Source organism: Lysobacter sp. 5GHs7-4 (genome assembly GCF_021284765.1).
In the GTDB taxonomy this organism is placed as follows: domain Bacteria; phylum Pseudomonadota; class Gammaproteobacteria; order Xanthomonadales; family Xanthomonadaceae; genus Lysobacter.
The window spans coordinates 1,458,849-1,477,001 of the sequence record NZ_CP089924.1 but is presented as its reverse complement, the minus strand read 5'-3'; the positions used below and the strand labels follow the sequence as shown (position 1 = coordinate 1,477,001).

Annotated in this window: 19 protein-coding genes; 10 read left to right on the top strand and 9 right to left on the bottom strand. The window is 69.8% G+C overall.

Translation table 11 applies throughout. The features are described from left to right. Positions 1-120: 120 nt before the first annotated feature. Positions 121-672, bottom strand: a complete 552-nt coding sequence (gene sufT / locus LVB77_RS06400; protein WP_232909352.1) for a putative Fe-S cluster assembly protein SufT — start codon at positions 670-672, stop codon at positions 121-123. A gap of 207 nt (positions 673-879) precedes the next feature. Between sufT and LVB77_RS06395 the strand changes: the two genes are divergently transcribed. Then, positions 880-1,317 carry a hypothetical protein gene (locus LVB77_RS06395; RefSeq protein WP_232909351.1) on the top strand — a complete coding sequence of 146 codons (438 nt, stop codon included), beginning with the start codon at positions 880-882 and terminating at the stop codon, positions 1,315-1,317. Between the two features lie 80 nt (positions 1,318-1,397). Here the strand turns inward: LVB77_RS06395 and LVB77_RS06390 are convergent, their stop codons facing one another. Next, positions 1,398-2,840: a PLP-dependent aminotransferase family protein gene (locus LVB77_RS06390; protein WP_232909350.1), complete on the bottom strand. Its 1,443-nt coding sequence runs from the start codon at positions 2,838-2,840 to the stop codon at positions 1,398-1,400. Positions 2,841-3,098: 258 nt separating this feature from the next. Between LVB77_RS06390 and LVB77_RS06385 the strand changes: the two genes are divergently transcribed. The 5 genes from LVB77_RS06385 (at position 3,099) to LVB77_RS06365 (ending at position 9,175) form a co-directional block, all read left to right on the top strand. Continuing rightward, on the top strand, positions 3,099-6,122 hold the full coding sequence (locus LVB77_RS06385) for a TonB-dependent receptor (RefSeq protein ID WP_232909349.1): 3,024 nt from the start codon (positions 3,099-3,101) through the stop codon (positions 6,120-6,122). A gap of 392 nt (positions 6,123-6,514) precedes the next feature. After that, positions 6,515-7,396, top strand: a complete 882-nt coding sequence (locus LVB77_RS06380) for an AraC family transcriptional regulator (protein WP_232909348.1) — start codon at positions 6,515-6,517, stop codon at positions 7,394-7,396. 58 nt (positions 7,397-7,454) lie between these two features. Further along, the gene (locus tag LVB77_RS06375; RefSeq protein ID WP_232909347.1) at positions 7,455-7,976 is read left to right on the top strand and encodes a hypothetical protein; all 522 of its coding nucleotides are present in this window, start codon (positions 7,455-7,457) and stop codon (positions 7,974-7,976) included. Beyond that, positions 7,966-8,520 (top strand): cytochrome P460 family protein, encoded by a 555-nt coding sequence (locus tag LVB77_RS06370; RefSeq protein WP_232909346.1) that lies wholly within the window; start codon positions 7,966-7,968, stop codon positions 8,518-8,520. Before LVB77_RS06375 ends, LVB77_RS06370 begins: the two co-directional genes overlap by 11 nt. A 181-nt stretch (positions 8,521-8,701) precedes the next feature. Next, positions 8,702-9,175 carry a DUF1456 family protein gene (locus LVB77_RS06365; RefSeq protein WP_232909345.1) on the top strand — a complete coding sequence of 158 codons (474 nt, stop codon included), beginning with the start codon at positions 8,702-8,704 and terminating at the stop codon, positions 9,173-9,175. 45 nt (positions 9,176-9,220) lie between these two features. Here the strand turns inward: LVB77_RS06365 and LVB77_RS06360 are convergent, their stop codons facing one another. Genes LVB77_RS06360 through LVB77_RS06350 form a run of 3 tightly spaced genes read right to left on the bottom strand, consistent with a single transcriptional unit; the run spans position 9,221 to position 11,470 of the window. Then, on the bottom strand, positions 9,221-9,694 hold the full coding sequence (locus tag LVB77_RS06360) for a hypothetical protein (protein ID WP_232909344.1): 474 nt from the start codon (positions 9,692-9,694) through the stop codon (positions 9,221-9,223). A gap of 34 nt (positions 9,695-9,728) precedes the next feature. Beyond that, positions 9,729-11,162, bottom strand: a complete 1,434-nt coding sequence (locus tag LVB77_RS06355; protein ID WP_232909343.1) for an NAD(P)(+) transhydrogenase (Re/Si-specific) subunit beta — start codon at positions 11,160-11,162, stop codon at positions 9,729-9,731. Further along, on the bottom strand, positions 11,159-11,470 hold the full coding sequence (locus LVB77_RS06350) for an NAD(P) transhydrogenase subunit alpha (protein WP_232910189.1): 312 nt from the start codon (positions 11,468-11,470) through the stop codon (positions 11,159-11,161). The genes LVB77_RS06355 and LVB77_RS06350 overlap by 4 nt, the downstream gene beginning before the upstream one ends. A gap of 135 nt (positions 11,471-11,605) precedes the next feature. Between LVB77_RS06350 and LVB77_RS06345 the strand changes: the two genes are divergently transcribed. The 4 genes from LVB77_RS06345 to LVB77_RS06330 are packed head-to-tail and all read left to right on the top strand — an operon-like array spanning position 11,606 to position 13,460. Further along, positions 11,606-11,950: a hypothetical protein gene (locus tag LVB77_RS06345; protein ID WP_232909342.1), complete on the top strand. Its 345-nt coding sequence runs from the start codon at positions 11,606-11,608 to the stop codon at positions 11,948-11,950. A gap of 12 nt (positions 11,951-11,962) precedes the next feature. Then, complete coding sequence (locus tag LVB77_RS06340; protein WP_232910188.1) at positions 11,963-12,544, top strand: RNA polymerase sigma factor; 582 nt, start codon at positions 11,963-11,965, stop codon at positions 12,542-12,544. After that, the gene (locus LVB77_RS06335; RefSeq protein ID WP_232909341.1) at positions 12,541-12,960 is read left to right on the top strand and encodes a hypothetical protein; all 420 of its coding nucleotides are present in this window, start codon (positions 12,541-12,543) and stop codon (positions 12,958-12,960) included. The genes LVB77_RS06340 and LVB77_RS06335 overlap by 4 nt, the downstream gene beginning before the upstream one ends. A gap of 5 nt (positions 12,961-12,965) precedes the next feature. After that, entirely contained in the window at positions 12,966-13,460 is a 495-nt protein-coding gene (locus tag LVB77_RS06330) for a DUF3106 domain-containing protein (RefSeq protein WP_232909340.1), read from the top strand. A 184-nt stretch (positions 13,461-13,644) separates the two neighbouring features. Here LVB77_RS06330 and LVB77_RS06325 read toward each other — a convergent pair whose 3' ends face one another. The 4 genes from LVB77_RS06325 to LVB77_RS06310 all read right to left on the bottom strand — a co-directional run bounded on the left by LVB77_RS06325 (position 13,645) and on the right by LVB77_RS06310 (position 18,054). Then, positions 13,645-13,911 carry a hypothetical protein gene (locus LVB77_RS06325; protein WP_232909339.1) on the bottom strand — a complete coding sequence of 89 codons (267 nt, stop codon included), beginning with the start codon at positions 13,909-13,911 and terminating at the stop codon, positions 13,645-13,647. Positions 13,912-14,006: 95 nt separating this feature from the next. After that, a complete protein-coding gene (locus tag LVB77_RS06320; RefSeq protein WP_232909338.1) occupies positions 14,007-14,528 on the bottom strand; it encodes a YcxB family protein in 522 nt (173 codons plus the stop codon). Continuing rightward, complete coding sequence (locus LVB77_RS06315) at positions 14,525-15,625, bottom strand: NAD(P) transhydrogenase subunit alpha (RefSeq protein ID WP_232909337.1); 1,101 nt, start codon at positions 15,623-15,625, stop codon at positions 14,525-14,527. The genes LVB77_RS06320 and LVB77_RS06315 overlap by 4 nt, the downstream gene beginning before the upstream one ends. 143 nt (positions 15,626-15,768) lie before the next feature. Beyond that, positions 15,769-18,054 carry a DUF1631 family protein gene (locus LVB77_RS06310; protein ID WP_232909336.1) on the bottom strand — a complete coding sequence of 762 codons (2,286 nt, stop codon included), beginning with the start codon at positions 18,052-18,054 and terminating at the stop codon, positions 15,769-15,771. Positions 18,055-18,153 lie beyond the last annotated feature (99 nt).

Sequence of the window (18,153 nt, the reverse complement as noted above, 5' to 3'; positions counted from 1 at the left end):
ACGCACATTGGCGATGCCGTGATGCGACCGCCTGGGCACCGAGCAAGCGCCAAAACACGACACCCCGGCCGGGGCCGGGGTGGGTCGGTGCGAACAGGTTTCGGCCGGCCGCGGCGCGGCTCAGAACATGCCGGTTTCCAGGCGCGCGGCCTCCGACATCATGTGCCGGCCCCACGGCGGGTCGAACACCAGCTCGACGTCGGCCTCGGCCACGGTCGGGATCATTTCCAGCTTGCTGCGCACGTCGTCGACCAGGATGTCGCCCATGCCGCAGGCCGGCGCGGTCAGGGTCATGCGCACTTCCACCGTGCGCTGGCCGTCGTCGCGCGGCTTGACCTGGGCTTCGTAGACCAGCCCCAGGTCGACCACGTTGATCGGGATTTCCGGATCGAAACAGGTGCGCAGCTGCTTCCACACCAGTTGTTCGACCGCCTCGTCGTCGGCGCCTTCAGGCAGTTCCAGCGGCTCGGGCGGTTCCTTGCCGATGGCGTCGGCGTCCTTGCCCGAGATCCGGAACAGGTTGCCTTCGACGAACACCGTGTAGCTGCCGCCCAGGGCCTGGGTGATGTAACCGACGCTGCCGGCAGGCAGGGTCACCTGCTCGCCCTGCGGCACGAGGACGACGGCGCAATCGCGCTCGAAACGGACGGGTTCGCTGCTGCGGGAATACATGCCGGAAAGATTGGGGTGCCGCGCTCCGGCACAAGGCGCGCAGTTTAACAGGGCGCCGGCCACCGCCCCGCCCCGGGCGTGGATCGCAGCGTCGCCGCGGCGTGGCCAAAGGGTTCGGCCCGGGTCGGCGCCCCACCTCCGGCACTGCCCGCGGCGGTCCGGCCGGCTATGCTGTGCGGCTGGATTCCCCCGTCTGCCGAGCCTTCGATGAGCCTTGCCGCCCCGCCCGCCGCCGCGCCGCCCAAATCGGCGATGTCGTGGACCCTGTCGTGGTCGCTGCTGCTGCTGGGCACGCTGGGCTTCGCCGCGATCTGGCTGCTGCTGAGCCTCTACAGCGGCCGCCAGAACAGCTGGATGGCGGTGATCGGCGCGATCGACCTGGCCTGGATGCTGCGCCTGGGCGGCTGGCCGCGCGGCCTGCGCCGCGCCGCGCTGGGCGTGCTGGGCACCGCGCTGATCATCGTGCTGTACAGCTGGAGCATCGCCTCCAGCCAGATCGGCCTCTCGCTGGGCGTGGGCCTGATCGACTCGCTGGGCAAGCTCGGCGTCCACCATGCCTGGCTGCTGACCCAGCTCGCCAACGGCCCGTTCGACTGGTTGTGCCTGGCCGCCGGTCTGGTCGTCGCGGCGTTCGCCTCGCGCTAGCTTCTACGTACCTCCCCCTTTGGAAAAGAGGGATTGAGGGGGATTTGCTCTTTAGCTGTCAGGCTTGCGCGCCGCCCCGCTCAACCCGGCGCCGTCTCGCGCAAGCACTCCCCGAACAGCTTCGCCGCCTCGCCGATCTCCGCCACCGACATCGCTCCGAAGCCCATCAGCAGACCGGCGCGGTCGGGCGCGTGCAGGTAATACGGCGCGATCGAGTACAGCCCCAGCGCGCGCGTGGCCGCGTGCGCGATCAGCGCCTCGCCCTGGGCCGCGTCGCGGCCGCGCAGCCACACCAGCAAGTGCATGCCGGCGTGCGAGTCCTCGATCTCGATGTGCTCGCCGCAGTGCTTGCGCAGCCCTTCCAGCAGCGCCTCACGACGCTGCTTGAGGGTCTTGCCGGTGCGGCGCAGGTGGCGCTCGAAACTGCCGTCGGCCATGAACTGCGCCAGCGCCGCCTGCTCGATGCCCGGCGAGCCGAAATCGTCCACCCATTTGGCCGCGATGAAATCGTCGCGCAGGCTGGGCGGCACCACGATGTAGCCCAGGCGCAAAGACGGGAACAGCACCTTGGAGAAACTGCCCACGTAAACCACGCGTCCGGACTCGTCCAGCGAGCGCAACGCCGCGTGCGGCTGGGCGTCGTAACGGAACTCGCCGTCGTAGTCGTCCTCGAAGATCCAGCAGTCGTGGCGGTCGGCGTAATCCAGCAAGGCCAGACGGCGCGGCAACGACATCAGCGCGCCGGTCGGGAACTGGTGCGAGGGCGTCACGCAGATCAGCCGCGGCGGCACCGTCGGCAGGTCGTCGGTGCGCAGCCCTTCGCGGTCGATCGCGACCGGCGCCAGCGTCGCGCCATGCGTGTACAGCGCCTCGCGCGAGGCGAAGTATTGCGGCTCCTCGATCACCGCGGTATCGCCCGGGTCCAGCAGCACGCGCGCGGTCAGGCTGATCGCCTGCTGGGTGCCGGCGACGATGATCACGTCCTCGGGCGAGCAGATCACGCCGCGCCGGTGCGCGACGTACTCGCTGGCGGCCGCGCGCAGCGCCGGATTGCCGTGCGCGGTGGGATAGGTCGGCGGCGTGTACAGCGCCGAGTGCGCGAGCGCGCGCGACCAGGCCGAGGTCAGCAAAGGATTGGTGAAGGGCACGCCGTACTGGAAGCTGTAGCGCGCGCCCTCGATGCGGCGGCCGGGCATGCGCGCATGATCGTGGCAGGCGCGCAAGCGGCGCACGTAGTCGGTCTGCGGCTCGCCGGGCTCGGCCGCGCGCGGCGACGGCTTGGCCGGCGTGATCGGCGTGGCGACGTAGCTGCCCGAACCGATCCGGCCCTGCATGAAGCCCTCGGCGCGCAACTGCTCGTAGGCGGCCAGCACGGTGTTGCGCGACACGCCCAGCTGCTGCGCCAGCGCGCGCGTCGGCGGAAAGCGCACGCCCTGCGCGACCCGTCCCGACAGCACCGCGTCTTTGAGCGCGCGCACCAGTTGGGTCTGCAGCGGGCCGCGCCCGTCTAGCTCCAGATGCATCACCGCTCCGATGAGGTCCGCGCCGACGGGCGCCGGATCCGCGGGCGCAAACGCCGCGCCCGCCGTTCAATTTATCGGGCGGAGCGAGGCCGGCACAACATGACCAATGGGAGCGTCAACACAAATCGCCACATCCGCGCAGTTACCGCATCAGTCCGGCATAGCTTTTCAGTCGCGGGCCGCGCAACGCGGATCGTTAAGGATTCGTAATTTCACTGAGCCGGCCAACGCATGGCCTTTACTCAGCGGAGTTACGCAATGCCCTCGCACACCCTCAGTCACGCCATCCGACGAGCCTTGTTCGCCACCGCCGCGGTCTCCACCGCCGCGTTGCCGCTCGCGGCGCAGGCCCAGGCCGCCGAAGAAGCCCAGGCGACCACGCTCGATCGCATCGAGGTGACCGGTTCGCGCATCAAGCGCACCGACATCGAAACTTCGCAGCCGATCTTCTCGCTCAGCCGCGACGAGATCAGCTCGCAGGGCCTGACCTCGGTCGGCGACGTGATCCAGAACATCACCGCCAACGGTTCGGCGCTGAACAGCACCGTCAACAACGGCGGCGACGGCCAGACCCAGGTCAACCTGCGCAACCTGGGCGCCAACCGCACCCTGGTGCTGGTCAACGGCAAGCGCTGGGTCGGCGGCGCCGGCCTGGGCGGCGTGGTCGATCTGAACACCATCCCCACCGCCGCGGTCGAGCGCATCGAGGTCCTCAAGGACGGCGCGTCCACCATCTACGGCTCCGACGCCATCGCCGGCGTGGTCAACGTGATCCTGCGCCAGAACTACGAAGGCGCCGAGGCCAACGCCTACGTCGGCACCTACGACGACGGCGACGGCTTCCGCGAGGCCTTCGACTTCACCGTCGGCGCCGCCTCCGACCGCTGGACGGCGATGTTCGGCATCGCCTACGTCAAGGAAGAGCCGGTGCTGGCCGGCGACCGCAAGATCTCCAAGGAACCGGTCGCCGGCACCGGCAATTTCTTCGGCAGCTCGACCGTGCCCAACGGCCGCTTCGCGCTGTGCAACGGCAGCTTCGATCCGATCTTCGGCACCTGCTCGGTGGCCGAGACGCGCCCGGACGGCAGCACCGGCCAGTTCACCTACAACGACGGCCAGTCCGGCGCCAACTGGCGCAACCGCACCGGGGCCGACGTCTACAACTTCGCTCCCGACAACTACCTGCTGACGCCGCAGGAACGGCGCTCGCTGTTCGCCGCCGGCTCCGTGGACATCAGCGAGAACCTGCGCTTCCGCACCACCCTGACCTACAACAACCGCCGCTCCGAACAGCTGCTGGCGGCGATGCCGATCGTGCTGGGCAGCGGCCCGGGCGCGGGCCTGCAGCCGCGCACCGTGACCATCAGCCCGGACAGCATGTACAACCCGTTCGGCGCCACCGTCTCGCGCATCCAGCGCCGTGCGGTGGAAACCGGCGGGCGTTCGTTCCGCCAGGACATCGACACCTTCGCCGCCAACCTCGGCTTCGAAGGCACGCTGGAATTCGCCGACAAGCCCTACGACTGGGAAGCCGGCTACTTCTACGGCGAGAACAAGCAGAACACCGTCACCGACGGCCTGTTCAATCTGCTGGCGCTGCGCAACGCGCTGGGCCCGTCGATGATCGACACGGTCGCCGGCCGCGCCACCACCGGTCGGCCGATCTGCGTCAGCAATCCCGGCGATCCGACCTCGATCATCCTGGGCTGCGTACCGCTGAACCTGCTCGGCGCGGCCGGCTCGATCACGCCGGAGATGCTGGCCTATTCCAGCTTCGTCGCCCACGACTCGGTCGGCTTCAAGCAGAAGACCTACTACGCCAACATCGGCGGCGACCTGTTCGAACTGCCGGGCGGCCCGCTGGCGTTCTCGTTCGGCCTGGAGCACCGCGCCGAGAGCGGCTACTTCCAGCCCGACGCCCTGATCGCCTCGGGCAACACCACGGGCAACGCGGCCGCGCCGATCTCCGGCGGCTATTCGCTGGACGAGGCCTACCTGGAACTGGCGGTGCCGGTGCTGGCCGACCTGCCGTTCGCCAAGCTGCTGGATTTCTCCATCGCCACGCGTTACTCGGACTACAGCAACGTCGGCGACACGCTCAACAGCAAGTTCGGTTTCCGCTGGAAGCCGTTCGACGAGCTGATGATCCGCGGCAACTGGTCCGAAGGCTTCCGCGCCCCGGCCATCGTCGAACTGTTCGCCGGCGTCGCCGACGCCTTCCCGACCATCACCGACCCCTGCGACGTGTCGCGCTTCCCCAGCCTGTCGGCCGCCGCGCAGGCGCGCTGCATCGGCCAGGGCGTGCCCAACGGCGGCTACGACCAGGGCAATCCGCAGATCCGCATCAACGTCAGCGGCAACCCCAACCTGGAACCGGAAAGCAGCGAATCCACCACCTTGGGCCTGGTCTACAGCCCGAGCTGGCTGGAGGGCTTCGACGTCACCCTGGACTGGTGGAAGATCGACATCGACAACGCCCTGGTCGCGCCGACCGGCCAGTTCATTCTCGACGAATGCGTGGTCGGCAACGTGCAGCGCTTCTGCAACTACACGCGCGCGCCCGGCGGCGCGATCTCCAACCTGCTGTCGCAGCCGGTCAACATCGGCGGTCTGCGCACGGAAGGCTTCGACCTGACCGTCAACTACAAGCTGCCGGAAACCCGCTGGGGCCGTTTCAGCTTCAACTGGGATTCGACCTACGTGGCCAAGGCCGAAGTCGATTTCGACGACGATGGCGTGTTCGGCGAGCGCCTGGAGGGCGTGCCGCGCATCGGCCAGCGCATCGAGGACTGGCCGATCGACGAGGCCGCCAACGAACCGGGCGAATACATCACCGGCAGCAACGGCTGGCGCATCCGTTCCAACCTGATGATGCGCTGGGAGAAGGGCGACTTCGGCGCGACCTGGAACCTGCGCTACTTCTCGCACCAGGACGAGCGTTGCCAGGTGCTGGTCGACAACGACTTCCCCGAACTGTGCAGCGACCCCGACCGCGTGATCGCCATTCCGGTCGATCTCAACAACAACGGCGTCTGGGACGGCACCGCCGGCGGCGATTCGTTCCAGTCGGTGGCCGAGGCCGAAAACAAGATCGGCGCGACCACCTACCACGATGCCAGCGTGTACTGGAACACGCCCTGGAACGCCAAGGTCACCCTGGGCATCAACAACATCTTCGACAAGAACCCGCCGTTCTCGGCACAGGCGTTCGCCAACAGTTTCGATCCGGCCTACGAAGTGCCGGGACGCTTCTACTACCTGCGCTACACGCAGAAGTTCTGATCGACACGCGATTCGACGCAACACCGGCGGCCCCGCGAGGGGCCGCTTTTTTTTCGCGCGTTCGGCACAGCCGAACGACGGCCCGCGACGATCCGGGCGGGCGTCGGCGGAACATTGCGGGCGCCGCGCCGGCGCGACGATGTGCGCCGTCAGCGGTGCTCCATCTCTCTCTCCGAAGCAAGGTCGACGCTAGTCCGGCACGCAGGAAACCACGGCACAGCGCACCCACCGTCCGCAGGCATGCCCGGGATCTTCCCGGGCTCTTTTTCGGACCCGCCGCGGGCCCGATTGGCTCCATCGCATTCGAAACAATTGGTCCTCCAGCCCACGCGCGACGCTGGGTAGGGTGGACACAACGGCGCCGGACGCGCCATCGAATCGCGAGAGTCGCCGTGAACCTGCGCTACCACCCCCTACGCTTCGCCGAGAACCTCGACCTCAGCGCCCACGGCAGCGACGAGCTGCACCTGGTCCGCGCCTGCGCGCGCGGCGCCCAGCTGGAGCTGCCCGCGCAATGGATCTCGTTCTGCCTGCCGCTGTCGGGCCGCCTGCGCTGCGAAGGCCAGGACAGCAGTTGGGAAATCGAAGCCGGCCACGCCCAGATCTGGCGCGAAGGCCCGCTGCGCTGCAGCGCGCGCCAGGCCTGCGGCTGGCTGGCCCTGGTCGGCCCGCAGGCGGCGTGGGCGCGCTATCTGCGCGGCCCGGCCGGCGACGAGCGGGTCGGCGACGGCGGCGCCGATCTGTTTCCGTGGGAAGGCGTCGCCGGTCGCGACCTGCGCCGCCTGACCGTGCGCCTGGCGCGCCGCACGCGCGACGTCGAGGACGACATCGAACCGCTGCTGGAAGCCCTGTGCGCGGCCCTGCTCGACCAGCAGCGCGATCTGCACCAGCGCCTGCAGCGCTGCAGCGGCCGCACCCTGCGCCGCCGCCAGCAGACCCTGCTGCGTCTGTTGCGCGTGCAGCACCTGATCCGCCGCCATCCCGACGCGCGCCTGGACCTGGCGCGGCTGGCGCGCAGCGCGAGCTACTCGCCCTGCCACCTGATCCGCATCTACCGCGACGTGTTCGACGAGACCCCGACCGAGTACGCCGCGCGCCTGCGCTCCGACCGCGCCTGGCGCATGGTCCGCGAGACCCGCATGCCGGTGTGCGAGATCACCGAGGCGCTGGGCTTCGAAAGCCAGAGCGCGTTCTGCCGCGCCTTCAAGCATTCCTTCGGCCTGACCGCGACCGAAGCGCGGCGGATGGAATGCGCGCAGTCGCAGGCCGCCTGATCCGCCACGCCGTCGCCCGTTCACACACCGCCACCGCCGTAACGACGAGGACCACCGCATGCCCCGCTTCGCTCTGCCCTCCCCGCGCACCCTGTTGTGGTACGTCCTCGCCGCCGGCGTGGTCGCCGGCAGCCTGGACATCGTTTACGCGACCAGCTTCTGGGGGCTCAAGGGCGTGCCCGCGCAACGCATCGGCCAGAGCATCGCGGCCGGCCTGCTGGGCAAGGATGCGTTCGCGGGCGGCAACGGCACGGCCGCGCTGGGATTGTTCCTGCATTACCTGATCGCCACGCTCATGGCCGCGGCCTACGCCCTGGTCGCGCGCCGCTGGCAGGCGCTGATCGCGCGGCCGGTGCGCTACGGCCTGCTGTACGGCCTGTTGCTGTACGTGCTGATGACCTACGTGGTGGTGCCGCTGTCGGCGGCGCCGGGCGGCGGCGCGGCCAACACGCTGTGGATCGTCTGCAGCATCGTCGCCCACGCGGTGCTGGTCGGCCTGCCGATCGCACTGATCCTGCGCCGCGGCTTCACCGGCGGCGATCGAGTGCACGGCCATGGGGTCGCCGCCGATGCGCGCTGAAACCCATCGCATTGCCCTCACGGCCGCGCTAGCCTGCCTGGGCGCGCTCGCCTCCGTGCTGGCGATGCGCTCCAGCCACGCCGCGCCCGAGCCCGAGCCCGAGCCCGCGGCCGCCGATCCGACGACGCCGCAAGCGATCGCCTTCCCGCAGGGCTATACGCGCTGGACCCACATCAAGAGCGGCCTGATCCCGGCCGGCCACCCCGCCTTCGCCAGCTACGGCGGCCTGCACCACATCTACGCCAACCAGACCGCGCTGGCCGGCTACGGCAAGGGCGAGTTCGCCGACGGTTCGGTGCTGGCCTACGACCTGTTCGAAACCCGCCTCACCGCCGACGGCAGCATCGACCAGGGCCCGCGCCGCCATGTCGACGTGATGGTCAAGGACGCGCGCCGCTACGCCGCCACCGGCGGTTGGGGCTACGCCGAGTTCGCCGCCGGCCAGCGCAGCGACCGCCTGAGCCAGGCGCAGCGCGGCGGCTGCGCGGCCTGCCACGCGGCCCGCAAGGACCAGGGCTACGTTTTCAGCGAGCTGCAGGGCTAGGCCCGCGCCCGGCCTTCCCCACGGCGGCCAGGGAGGGCTGCCGTCTCTCGCCCCCTGTTCGGCGCCGATTCCGCGCCCGCCGTGCTGCCGCCCGATACGGACGCGCCCGATCCCGTGCGAAGTGCGAAAATCGCTGCTTCGCGGCGCCGGCCAGACCGGCCCGGCTTCGGCAGGACCGACCATGATCACCAACGACGTATTGCGCAGCATCCGCTACATGCTCGATCTCAGCGACAACAAGGTCGTGGAACTGGTGCAGCTGGCCGACCCCGGCTATGCGCTGGACAAGGCGCAGGTCCAGGCCTACCTGAAGAAGGACGAGGACGAGGGCTACGCCGAATGCAACGACGCGGTGCTCGCGCGTTTCCTCGACGGGCTGGTCTATCACTATCGCGGTCGCGACGAGAGCCTGCCGCCGCGCCCGTTCGAGAAGCGGGTCAGCAACAATCTGGTGCTGAAAAAGCTGCGCGTCGCGTTCGAGCTCAAGGACGTGGACATGCACCAGGCCTTCGCCGACGCCGGCTTTCCGGTGTCCAAGCCGGAGCTGAGCGCGCTGTTTCGCCAACCCGACCACAAGAACTACCGCGCCTGCGGCGATCAGCTGCTGCGCAACTTCCTCAAGGGCCTGACGCTGCGGATACGCGGCGGCAACTGAGCGGCGGCTGGACCCGCACGGCGAGCGCGTCCTCGCGCCGCTAGCTCAATCCCACCAATTGAACAGCGCATCGCCCAGTCGCGGCGGCTGCCAGTGCGCCAGATCGTTGGGCGCCCGCTGGGGAAAGTCTGGCGGCACGGCCATCGACAACTCGTAGGAGGACCACAGCGCGATGCCGTGGAAATCCGCCATCGCCGCCGCGATGCCCTCATGATCGAGAAACCGCGGGTAATGCAGGTGGAACCAGCCGTCTTCCGGCTCGCATCGAGGGTCCGCCGGCGCCACCACGGCCCATGCGTCGTAGTCGTCGGAATGCAGCAGATAGACCCGTTGCGTCTCGCCCCAACGCAAGGGCTCGTCCAGCATCACGCCATGAAAGTTCGGCGTGACCCCGGGCCCGATCATCTCGACGATGCGCGCGCCGATGTGCTGGGCCACCGGGTAAGCGATGCGCCGCACGTCGGCCAGCGACAAACGCTGGCCGAATGGGGTGAGCACGATCTCGCGCGCATCCGCCACGCGGCGGCCATCCGTTCGCTAGGACCGGACGGGATCAGTGCCCGCCGTCCAACGCCTTCAATTCCGACACCAGCGCGCTGGCCATCTCGGCGCCGTCGCCGAACAGCATGCGGGTGTTGTCGGCGTAGAACAGCGCGTTTTCGATGCCGGCAAAACCGGTGCCCTTGCCGCGCTTGATCACGACCGTGTTTTTGGAATTGACCACGTCCAGGATCGGCATGCCGTAGATCGGCGAGGCCGGATCGGTCTTGGCGACCGGATTGACCACGTCGTTGGCGCCGATCACCAGCGACACGTCGGTGTTCGGAAACTCGGGGTTGATGTCGTCCATGTCGACGATCATGTCGTAGGGCACGCCGGCCTCGGCCAGCAGCACATTCATGTGGCCCGGCATGCGCCCGGCGACCGGATGGATCGCGAACTTCACCTTGACCCCGCGCTCGGTCAGCTTCTGGGTCAGTTCCCAGATCTTGTGCTGCGCCTGCGCCACCGCCAGACCGTAGCCGGGCACGATCACCACGCGCTCGGCGAACGCCATCATCGCGGCCACGTCGCCGGCCTCGATCGGCTTCTGGCTGCCGCTGATTTCCTGCGCCTGACCGCCGCCGCCGAAGTTGGAGAACAGCACGCCGGTGATCGGCCGGTTCATGGCCTTGGCCATCAGGCGCGTCAGCAGCATGCCGGCCGCACCGACCATGGTGCCGGCGATGATCAAGGCCTCGTTGCCCAGCACATAGCCTTCGAACGCCACCGCCAGACCGGTCAGGGCGTTGTACAGCGAAATCACCACCGGCATGTCGGCGCCGCCGATCGGCAGCGTCATCAGCACGCCCAGCGCCAGGGCGACGACGAAGAAGGCGATGATCGCCGGCACGTTCAAGGTCAGCACCACGACCGCGCCCAGCGCCACCAGCGCCAGCGCCACCGCGGCGTTGAAGATCTGCTGGCCGGGGAACACCACGCGCCGGTCCAGGCGCCCGTCGAGCTTGGCCCAGGCGATGATCGAACCCGACAGCGACACCGCGCCGATCGCCGCGCCGATCACCGCCAGCACCACCGTCACGGTCGGTTGCTGCATGTCGACGTGGCCGGAGCGCAGCTGCGCCATCAGCGGGTCGCTGGTCAGCAGGCTGGCGAAGCGCAGCAGCTCGACCGCGCCGATCGCCGCCGCCGAACCGCCGCCCATGCCGTTGTACAGCGCGACCATCTGCGGCATGTCGGTGATCGCGACCTTCTTGCCCGAGATCCAGGCCAGGCCGGTGCCGATCGCCAGCGCCAGCACGATCAACACCAGGTTGTGCAGGTCCGGCAGCAGGAAGGTGGCCGCGGTGGCGATGACCATGCCCATGCCGGCCCAGCGGATGCCGCTGCGCGCGGTCACCGGCGAGGCCATGCGCTGCAGGCCGAGCAGGAACAAGGTGGCGGCGACGAAGTAGCTGGCCGACGCCAGCAGCACCTGCGCGCTCATGCCGCGCCTCCGGACTTGCCGTCGGGCTTCTTGCTGGCCTTGAACATCTCCAGCATGCGCTCGGTGACCACGTAGCCGCCGGCCGCGTTGCCCGCGCCCAGCAGCACCGCGACGAAGCCGATGGCTTTTTCCAGGGTGGTGTCGGCATGCCCCAGCACCACCATCGCGCCGATCAGGACGATGCCGTGGATGAAGTTGGAGCCGGACATCAGCGGTGTGTGCAGGATCACCGGCACCCGCGAGATGATCACGTGGCCGGCGATCGCCGCCAGCATGAAGATGTACAGCGCCACGAACCCGTCGCCCATCTTTGCCTTCCCCATGCGATGTCCTGGGCATCATAACGTTCCATGAACCGGGCGCCAGCGCTGTCAACCGTGACGGCGGCCGGGCGTTTGCCTCCTCAACAGGGGTTCGAACGTACCGATGACGAGGAGAGCCACATGAAAACCGCACCCTATCTGGCCGTCCTGGCCTGTCTGGTCGCCGGCCTGGGCCTGGCCGGCAACGCCATGGCCCGCGACCACGGCGACCGGGTCGAGCACCGCATGGAGCGCCACGGTGAGCGCATCGACCGCCGCCTGGACCACCGCGGCGACCGCATCGAAGCCCGCAGCGACCGTCGCGCGGACGCCCTGGCCGCGCACGGCCACGCGCGCGCCGCCGCCCGCGTCGACCGCCACGGCGAGCGCGTCGAGGCGCGCCTGGACCGTCGTGGCGACCTGGCGCAAGCGCGCTGGGAACGCCGCGGGGAGCGCTACGACCGCCGCTGGGACCGCCGGCATTAAGCCTTGACCCGTATGCTGCACATCGTGTCCGCCGAAGCCGACGATCTGGCTCTGGTCGCGTCCGTCAGCGACGCGACCGAGCGCAGCCCCGCGACGCTGGAGGAATTCCTCGCCGGCATCGGCACGCGCGCGTTCCGTTTCGCCGAACTCGGCCTGCGCCAGCGCGACGACGCGCTGGACGCGGTGCAGGACGCGATGGTGAAGATGCTGGGCTACCGCGAGCGGCCGGCCGCGGAGTGGACACCGCTGTTCTGGAGCATCCTGCGCAGCCGCATCGTCGACCTGCAGCGCCGGCGCACGTTCCGGCTGCGCTGGCTGATGCCGGCCGCGCGCGAGGACGAAACGCCGCTGGACTGGGCCGACGACGGTCCCGACCCGGCGCGCGCCCACGACGGCCGCGAGGCCTACGCAAAACTCGCCGACGCGCTGGGCACCCTGCCGCGCCGGCAGCGCGAGGCGTTCAGCCTGCGCGTACTGGAAGAACTCGACGTCGCCACGACCGCGCGGGCGATGGGCTGCAGCGAAGGCGCGGTAAAGACGCATCTGTCGCGCGCGCGCGAGGCGCTGCAGCGACAACTGGAGGACTGGCGATGAACCCCAACGACCCGCGCTACGGCGCCGACCCGGACATGAGCGAGGACGAGCGCCGCTTCGACGCCGCCGCGCGCGCGCTGCACACGCAGGCGCTGGACGCCGTCTCCCCGTCCACCCGCGCGCGCCTGCGCATCGCCCGGCACGCCGCCGGCGAACAGGCGCGCGCGCCGCGCCGTGGCCTGGGCTGGGTGCTGGCCAGCGGCTGCGCGGCGGTGTTCGCGCTGGCGATCGGCGTGCAGTTGCAGCGCGCGCCGCCGGCCGCCGCCCCGCCGTCGGCGGCGCCCACCATGGCCGCCATGCTGCCCGCGCCCGAGGCCGCCGCCTACGACAGCGGCACGGCATTGGCGTCCCTGGACGAGAATCCCGATTTCTACCTGTGGCTGGCGTCCGCCGACGACCTGCCCGCAACGGAGTAAGCCGCATGTTCCGCCTTTCGTTCCGCCCCGCCCTGGCCGCCCTGCTCGGCCTGACCCTGTTGGCCGCGGCCCCCGCGTTCGCCGGCGGTCCGCAGGCGCCCGCGGCCAACGGCCCGCCGCCGCCGGCCTGGGAGCAGCTCAGCCCGCAGCAGCGCGAACAGTTGATCGCGCCGGTGCGCGACCGTTGGAACGCCGAACCCGGCGAGCGCCAGCGCATGCTCGATCACGCCCGCCGCTGGCAGCAGATGAGCCCGGACGAACGCAAGCGCGCACGCCACGGCATGCGCCGCTGGGAGGGCATGAGCCCCGAGCAGCGCGAGGAAGCCCGCGCCCTGTTCGGCCGCATGCGCAACCTCAGCGACGCCGAGCGCCAGGCCCTGCGCGAACGCTGGCGCGCGATGACGCCGGAGCAACGCCGCGAGTGGATGCAGAACAACACACCCAAGCGCGACGACCGCGACCGCCGCGGCCCGAAGGACGCGCCGCGACCGGAGCGTTGAACGCACGCGAGCGGCCTTCGCTTCCGCCCTTTCGCCCCGCCTGTTCGCCCCCTGCAATCAGTCCCCCCTTTGAAAAGGGGGGGCTAGGGGGGATTTGCTCTTGCTCCACTGGCGCTAAAAGCAAATCCCCCTCAATCACCCTTTTCAAAGGGGGAGGCGAAAGCCCTAGCGCTTCTGCGCACGCTCACTCCGCCTCGATATCCACCCGCGGCGCATCCGGCCGCTGCCGGTCCAGCGACTCCCGATAGCGCACGCAGCCACGCAGGAAGGCCGGCCATTCCGGCACCGCGATATCCGGCGCGATGCGTTCCGGCAGCAGATCCCACAACTGCGGATGGTGCCAGCACAAGGCGTGCAGACTGCTGTCGCGGTGCGCGCGGATGCCGGCGCGCAGGCGGCGGGCTTCCTCGCGCAGTCGCTCGATGCTCATCGTGTCGAGGTCATCGTCCATCGCCAGAGCTCCGCTAGAGGACGCCGGCAGGATGCCTGGCCGCAGGTTAAGCGTGCGCAGGCAAGTGCTGAACAGCGACTCGCCGCTGCGCGCGATCAAGCGCCCCGAACGTTAACGCCGTGCGCGCGCGCCAGCGACAGGATTGGCTGCAACGCATTGTGCTGCTGCAATTGCCGAGCGGGCAGGCAATGCGCGCAGCGGCTCGAGAAAAACAGCAGCAAGAACCCGCCCTGACGCTTCACCAGGGTGATCGCCTTCCACGATTGCGTCCATTCCTCGGTGTCGCTGTGGGCGCGCAACCCGAAGTCGCCGAAGTCGTATTGGTAGGTCCGCCGCTTGTGCGCGCCGAAGCAATGCACCGCGATCGCGGAGATGACCTGTACCAACACCGGAAAGCACACCGCAGCGGCGATCACGGCCACGAATGGCGCATCGATCGGCAGGCCCCGGTACTCATGGAGCCATAGCTGCCCCAATCCAGCCAGCGGAACCGCCAGGAAAACCAGGGCGCTCCAGGGCGTCTGGAACGCCATCACCAGGCCGCAGCGGACCCGGTCCCAGAAGCTGTAGCGGAATCGAACCTCCAACGCGACCGGATCCGTCGCGGCGGAACTCATACCGCCGCGCGCTCCGGCCACACCGTCTTGGCCAGCAGCTCGTCGTTCCAGTCGAACTTGAGCTCGCCGTTGTCGACGAACAGGCTGACGAAGTTGAACACGTTGCGCGCGTACATCTCGCTGGCGTGGACCGCGCCGCTGCTGGCCAGGTTGAGCGGGCCGGCGATGGTCACGCCGTCGACGTCGACCGTTTCGCCAGGGCGGGTCAGCTCGCAGTTGCCGCCGGTCTCGGCGGCCAGGTCGACCAGCACGCTGCCGGGCTTCATGCCGGCGATCATCGCCGCGCTGACGATCTTCGGCGCCGGACGGCCGGGCACGGCCGCGGTGCAGACGATGACGTCGATGTTCTTCAGATGCTCGCCGAGGCGGCGCTGCTGCTCGGCGCGCTCCTCGTCGGTGAGCTGGCGCGCGTAGCCGCCCTCGCCCGCGGCGCTCACGCCCAGGTCGAGGAACTTGCCGCCCAGCGATTCGATCTGCTCGCGCGTTTCCGGGCGCACGTCGAAGCCCTCGACCTGCGCGCCCAGGCGCTTGGCGGTGGCGACGGCCTGCAAACCCGCGACGCCGGCGCCGACGATCAGCACCTTGGACGGGCGGATGGTGCCGGCCGCGGTGGTCAGCATCGGGAAGAAGCGCGGCGCCAGTTGCGCGGCGATGAGCACCGCCTTGTAACCGGCCATGCCGGCCTGCGAACTGAGCACGTCCATGGCCTGCGCGCGCGTGGTGCGCGGCAGGCGTTCCAGCGGAAACGCCACCAACCCGCGCGCCTGGATCGCCTCGCCGCGCGCGGCGTCGGCCTGCGGCGCGAGCGAGCCGACCAGCACCGCGCCCTCGCGCAGGCGCGCCAGCGCGGCCGCATCCGGCGGCTGCACGCACAGCACCACGTCGGCCTGCGCGAGCGCGGCGTCGGCATCGTCGGCGAGTTCGGCGCCGGCCTGCGCATAGGCCTCGTCGCCGAAGCTGGCGGCACGACCGGCGCCGCGCTGCACGCGCACGCGCGCGCCGCGCGCGACGAGCTTCTTGCAGGTTTCCGGGGTCAGCGCGACGCGCCGTTCGCCCGCCGCGGTTTCGCTCGCAACGCCTATGGTGATGCCCGCCATGCTTCGCTCCGGTCCCGGTGATGGTGTCTCGCCGCATCGTAGCGGAATGCGGCGGCGCGCGAGCAAGCGCCGCGCGGCGGACGCAAACGAAGACGCCCCGTCTGGGACGGGGCGCCGGGTTCGGTGCGCAACGGGTCTGGCGCTTAGCGGTGGCCGACCGCGCGATCCAGATGGCGGCGGACCTGGCGCATCGCTTCGTCGAACGCGTTGCGCTCGGCGCCGATGCTCAAGCGCCCTTCGCCGGCCAGGATCGCCAGTTCCTCGGCGGACGCGGCGAACACGCGCAGGCCGCGGCGGTTGACCAGCAGGTAGCGCGAGGTCAGCGGACTGACCCAGGCGATCTTGGCGGCGATCTGCTCGCCCTGCAGGTCGGTCAGGCGCAGCCAGTCGCCCGGATCCAGGCCGCGCATGCGCTCGGCCAGCACCGGATCGTGCTGGGCCACGTCCTTGCCCGGCGGCAGGTAACGACGGGTTTCCTCGATGGCTTCGTCCTCGGCCGCGGGCAGCGGCGAGGCCGGGCGCGTGCGGCGCGCCGAGTCCGGCGTCGCCAGCGCGCGCACCAGACCGGCCATGCCGTGCTGGGCGGCGCTGTCGTCCAGGCCGGAGCTGGCCAGGCACTGCACGATCAGCGGCTGCAGGGCGATCAGGCGGTCGGCCAGTTCGCGGCCGCGCTGCTCGGCGGCCAGGCGATCGGCTTCGATCAGCGCATCGCCCAGCGACAGCGCTTCGTCGCGGCGCGCTTCGCCGCCTTCGCGCAGCAGGGTCTGGACCAGGTGATGGCGCCAGGGCATGGCCAGGAAATCGGCCACGGCCTGGGTCAGCGGCGGTTCGGCCAGGCGCTCGCGCAGGGCGTGATCGGCCTGGTTGCGCGCCGCGCCGAGACGCTCGCGGCCGTAGGTGGCCTTGGCCGCGCGCTGCTCCTGCAGCTCGACCCGGCGCCGCTGCTGCGACAGTAGCGCGTCGAGTTCGGCGTGGGCCATTTCGAACACGGCCACGTCTTCGTTGTAGTCGGCGACCACGCGCTGCGAAATCTCGGTGGCGCGGTCGAGCAGTTCGCGGTCCTGCGGGGTCTCGCCGTCGTTGCCTTCGCAGGCCTCGGTGATCGCGTCGAGCAGGCGCCGCGCCGGGTGTTCGCGCTTCACGAACACTTCGTTGTCGGTCAGCGCGACCTTGACGTAAGGCAGCACCAGGCGCGCGTACAGACGGCGCGCGCGGTCCTGCAGGGCATGGTTGCGGAACAGCGAGTCGAACAGCAGCGCGACCAGATCGATCGCGTCGTCTTCTTCGGCGCTGAAGCAGGTCTGGTCGGGGTTGAGACCGAGCCGGCGCGCACCGTCGTGCAGGTGGTCGCGGATGCTCTCGCCCAGGCGGCCGGACACGGCCAGGGCGCGCGCGAACGCGTCCGGCGGTTCGGGCTGCAGCAGCGAGGCGACGCTGACCACTTCGTCGATGCGCAACTCGCGCCGCGGCGCCATCGTGCGCTGCGGAGCGTGGGCGTTGGGAACGGCGTCGGACCGCATCAGTCCTTCGCGCCAGGCATGCAATTGACTGCGCAAGTCGGCGAGCTCGCTGGCCATGGCCGCGATGTCGCTGGGCGACATCGGCGGGCGGTGGGGATCGTGGGCGGGCATGCCGCCGTTTGGCGCAGGCGCGCCGCCATATGCGCCGTAACCGCCGGCGCCCGGCGCAGGCCCCCCGAAGCCCGCGCCTTGATTGGAATCGAATTCGTTGTAACCGCGCTCGCGCGCCGGCTCGCGCTGCGGCACTTTCGGGCCCAGGCCTGCGCCCAGACCGACGCCGTAGCCGTTGCTGGACAACAAGGTGTTGACGCGGCCGTACAGGTCGCCGAGCAGGCGCGCCAGCTCGTGTTCGTACTGGCGGAACAGGCGCGCCCGCAGCGCCTCGGGCAGCTGCGCGTCGACGAAGGTCTCCACGAACGCCGTGACCAGACGCTGCGGACCGATCGGATTCGGACCCGGGGCCAGGTTCAGGGCCTCGGACACGGCCGCCAAGCGGCTCTGCACCATGTCCAGGGGGCGCGCGTAGCGGCCGCACAGGGACTCGGTCAGGCGCTCGCCGGCCAGGTCGAACTCGAGCTGGTTCTCGTCCACCAGCCGCATCGGCACTTCGCCGCCGCTGCGGATGCGCAGGGCGCGGAATTCGTCGAAACCCTTGGCCACCTGCTGGCGGAACGCCATCACATGGGTAGCCTGATGCTGCCGCAGGACCCACAATGCGGCTTGTTCCTCGTACTGATGGTTCTTGCCGTCGCCCTTGAGCGAGTCCACCTTCATGGTGTCCTCGATCGGGCCGTACAGGGTGCCGGGCAGGCCGCCCAGGTGCTCCAACGCCAGGCGCTTGATCTCCTCGAGCATGCGCAAGGGATCGGTACGCGTGGCTTGAGCGACGCCGTGCAGATGGCCGGACACTGCGTTTTCCCCTGTTCCCGTGTAGGGAAGATCGTGTGGACTAAACGTGCCGTTTTTAGGCAGTTCGCAACAGCATAGTGGCAAGATACGACAGCGAAT

What these genes read in the sequence shown, in the direction of transcription:
- sufT (WP_232909352.1), bottom strand. Translation starts at nt 672, where the DNA reads ATGTATTCCCGCAGCAGCGAACCCGTCCGTTTCGAGCGCGATTGCGCC.
- LVB77_RS06395 (WP_232909351.1), top strand. Translation starts at nt 880, where the DNA reads ATGAGCCTTGCCGCCCCGCCCGCCGCCGCGCCGCCCAAATCGGCGATG.
- LVB77_RS06390 (WP_232909350.1), bottom strand. Translation starts at nt 2,840, where the DNA reads ATGCATCTGGAGCTAGACGGGCGCGGCCCGCTGCAGACCCAACTGGTG.
- LVB77_RS06385 (WP_232909349.1), top strand. Translation starts at nt 3,099, where the DNA reads ATGCCCTCGCACACCCTCAGTCACGCCATCCGACGAGCCTTGTTCGCC.
- LVB77_RS06375 (WP_232909347.1), top strand. Translation starts at nt 7,455, where the DNA reads ATGCCCCGCTTCGCTCTGCCCTCCCCGCGCACCCTGTTGTGGTACGTC.
- LVB77_RS06370 (WP_232909346.1), top strand. Translation starts at nt 7,966, where the DNA reads ATGCGCGCTGAAACCCATCGCATTGCCCTCACGGCCGCGCTAGCCTGC.
- LVB77_RS06365 (WP_232909345.1), top strand. Translation starts at nt 8,702, where the DNA reads ATGATCACCAACGACGTATTGCGCAGCATCCGCTACATGCTCGATCTC.
- LVB77_RS06355 (WP_232909343.1), bottom strand. Translation starts at nt 11,162, where the DNA reads ATGAGCGCGCAGGTGCTGCTGGCGTCGGCCAGCTACTTCGTCGCCGCC.
- LVB77_RS06350 (WP_232910189.1), bottom strand. Translation starts at nt 11,470, where the DNA reads ATGGGCGACGGGTTCGTGGCGCTGTACATCTTCATGCTGGCGGCGATC.
- LVB77_RS06345 (WP_232909342.1), top strand. Translation starts at nt 11,606, where the DNA reads ATGAAAACCGCACCCTATCTGGCCGTCCTGGCCTGTCTGGTCGCCGGC.
- LVB77_RS06340 (WP_232910188.1), top strand. Translation starts at nt 11,963, where the DNA reads ATGCTGCACATCGTGTCCGCCGAAGCCGACGATCTGGCTCTGGTCGCG.
- LVB77_RS06335 (WP_232909341.1), top strand. Translation starts at nt 12,541, where the DNA reads ATGAACCCCAACGACCCGCGCTACGGCGCCGACCCGGACATGAGCGAG.
- LVB77_RS06330 (WP_232909340.1), top strand. Translation starts at nt 12,966, where the DNA reads ATGTTCCGCCTTTCGTTCCGCCCCGCCCTGGCCGCCCTGCTCGGCCTG.
- LVB77_RS06325 (WP_232909339.1), bottom strand. Translation starts at nt 13,911, where the DNA reads ATGGACGATGACCTCGACACGATGAGCATCGAGCGACTGCGCGAGGAA.
- LVB77_RS06320 (WP_232909338.1), bottom strand. Translation starts at nt 14,528, where the DNA reads ATGAGTTCCGCCGCGACGGATCCGGTCGCGTTGGAGGTTCGATTCCGC.
- LVB77_RS06315 (WP_232909337.1), bottom strand. Translation starts at nt 15,625, where the DNA reads ATGGCGGGCATCACCATAGGCGTTGCGAGCGAAACCGCGGCGGGCGAA.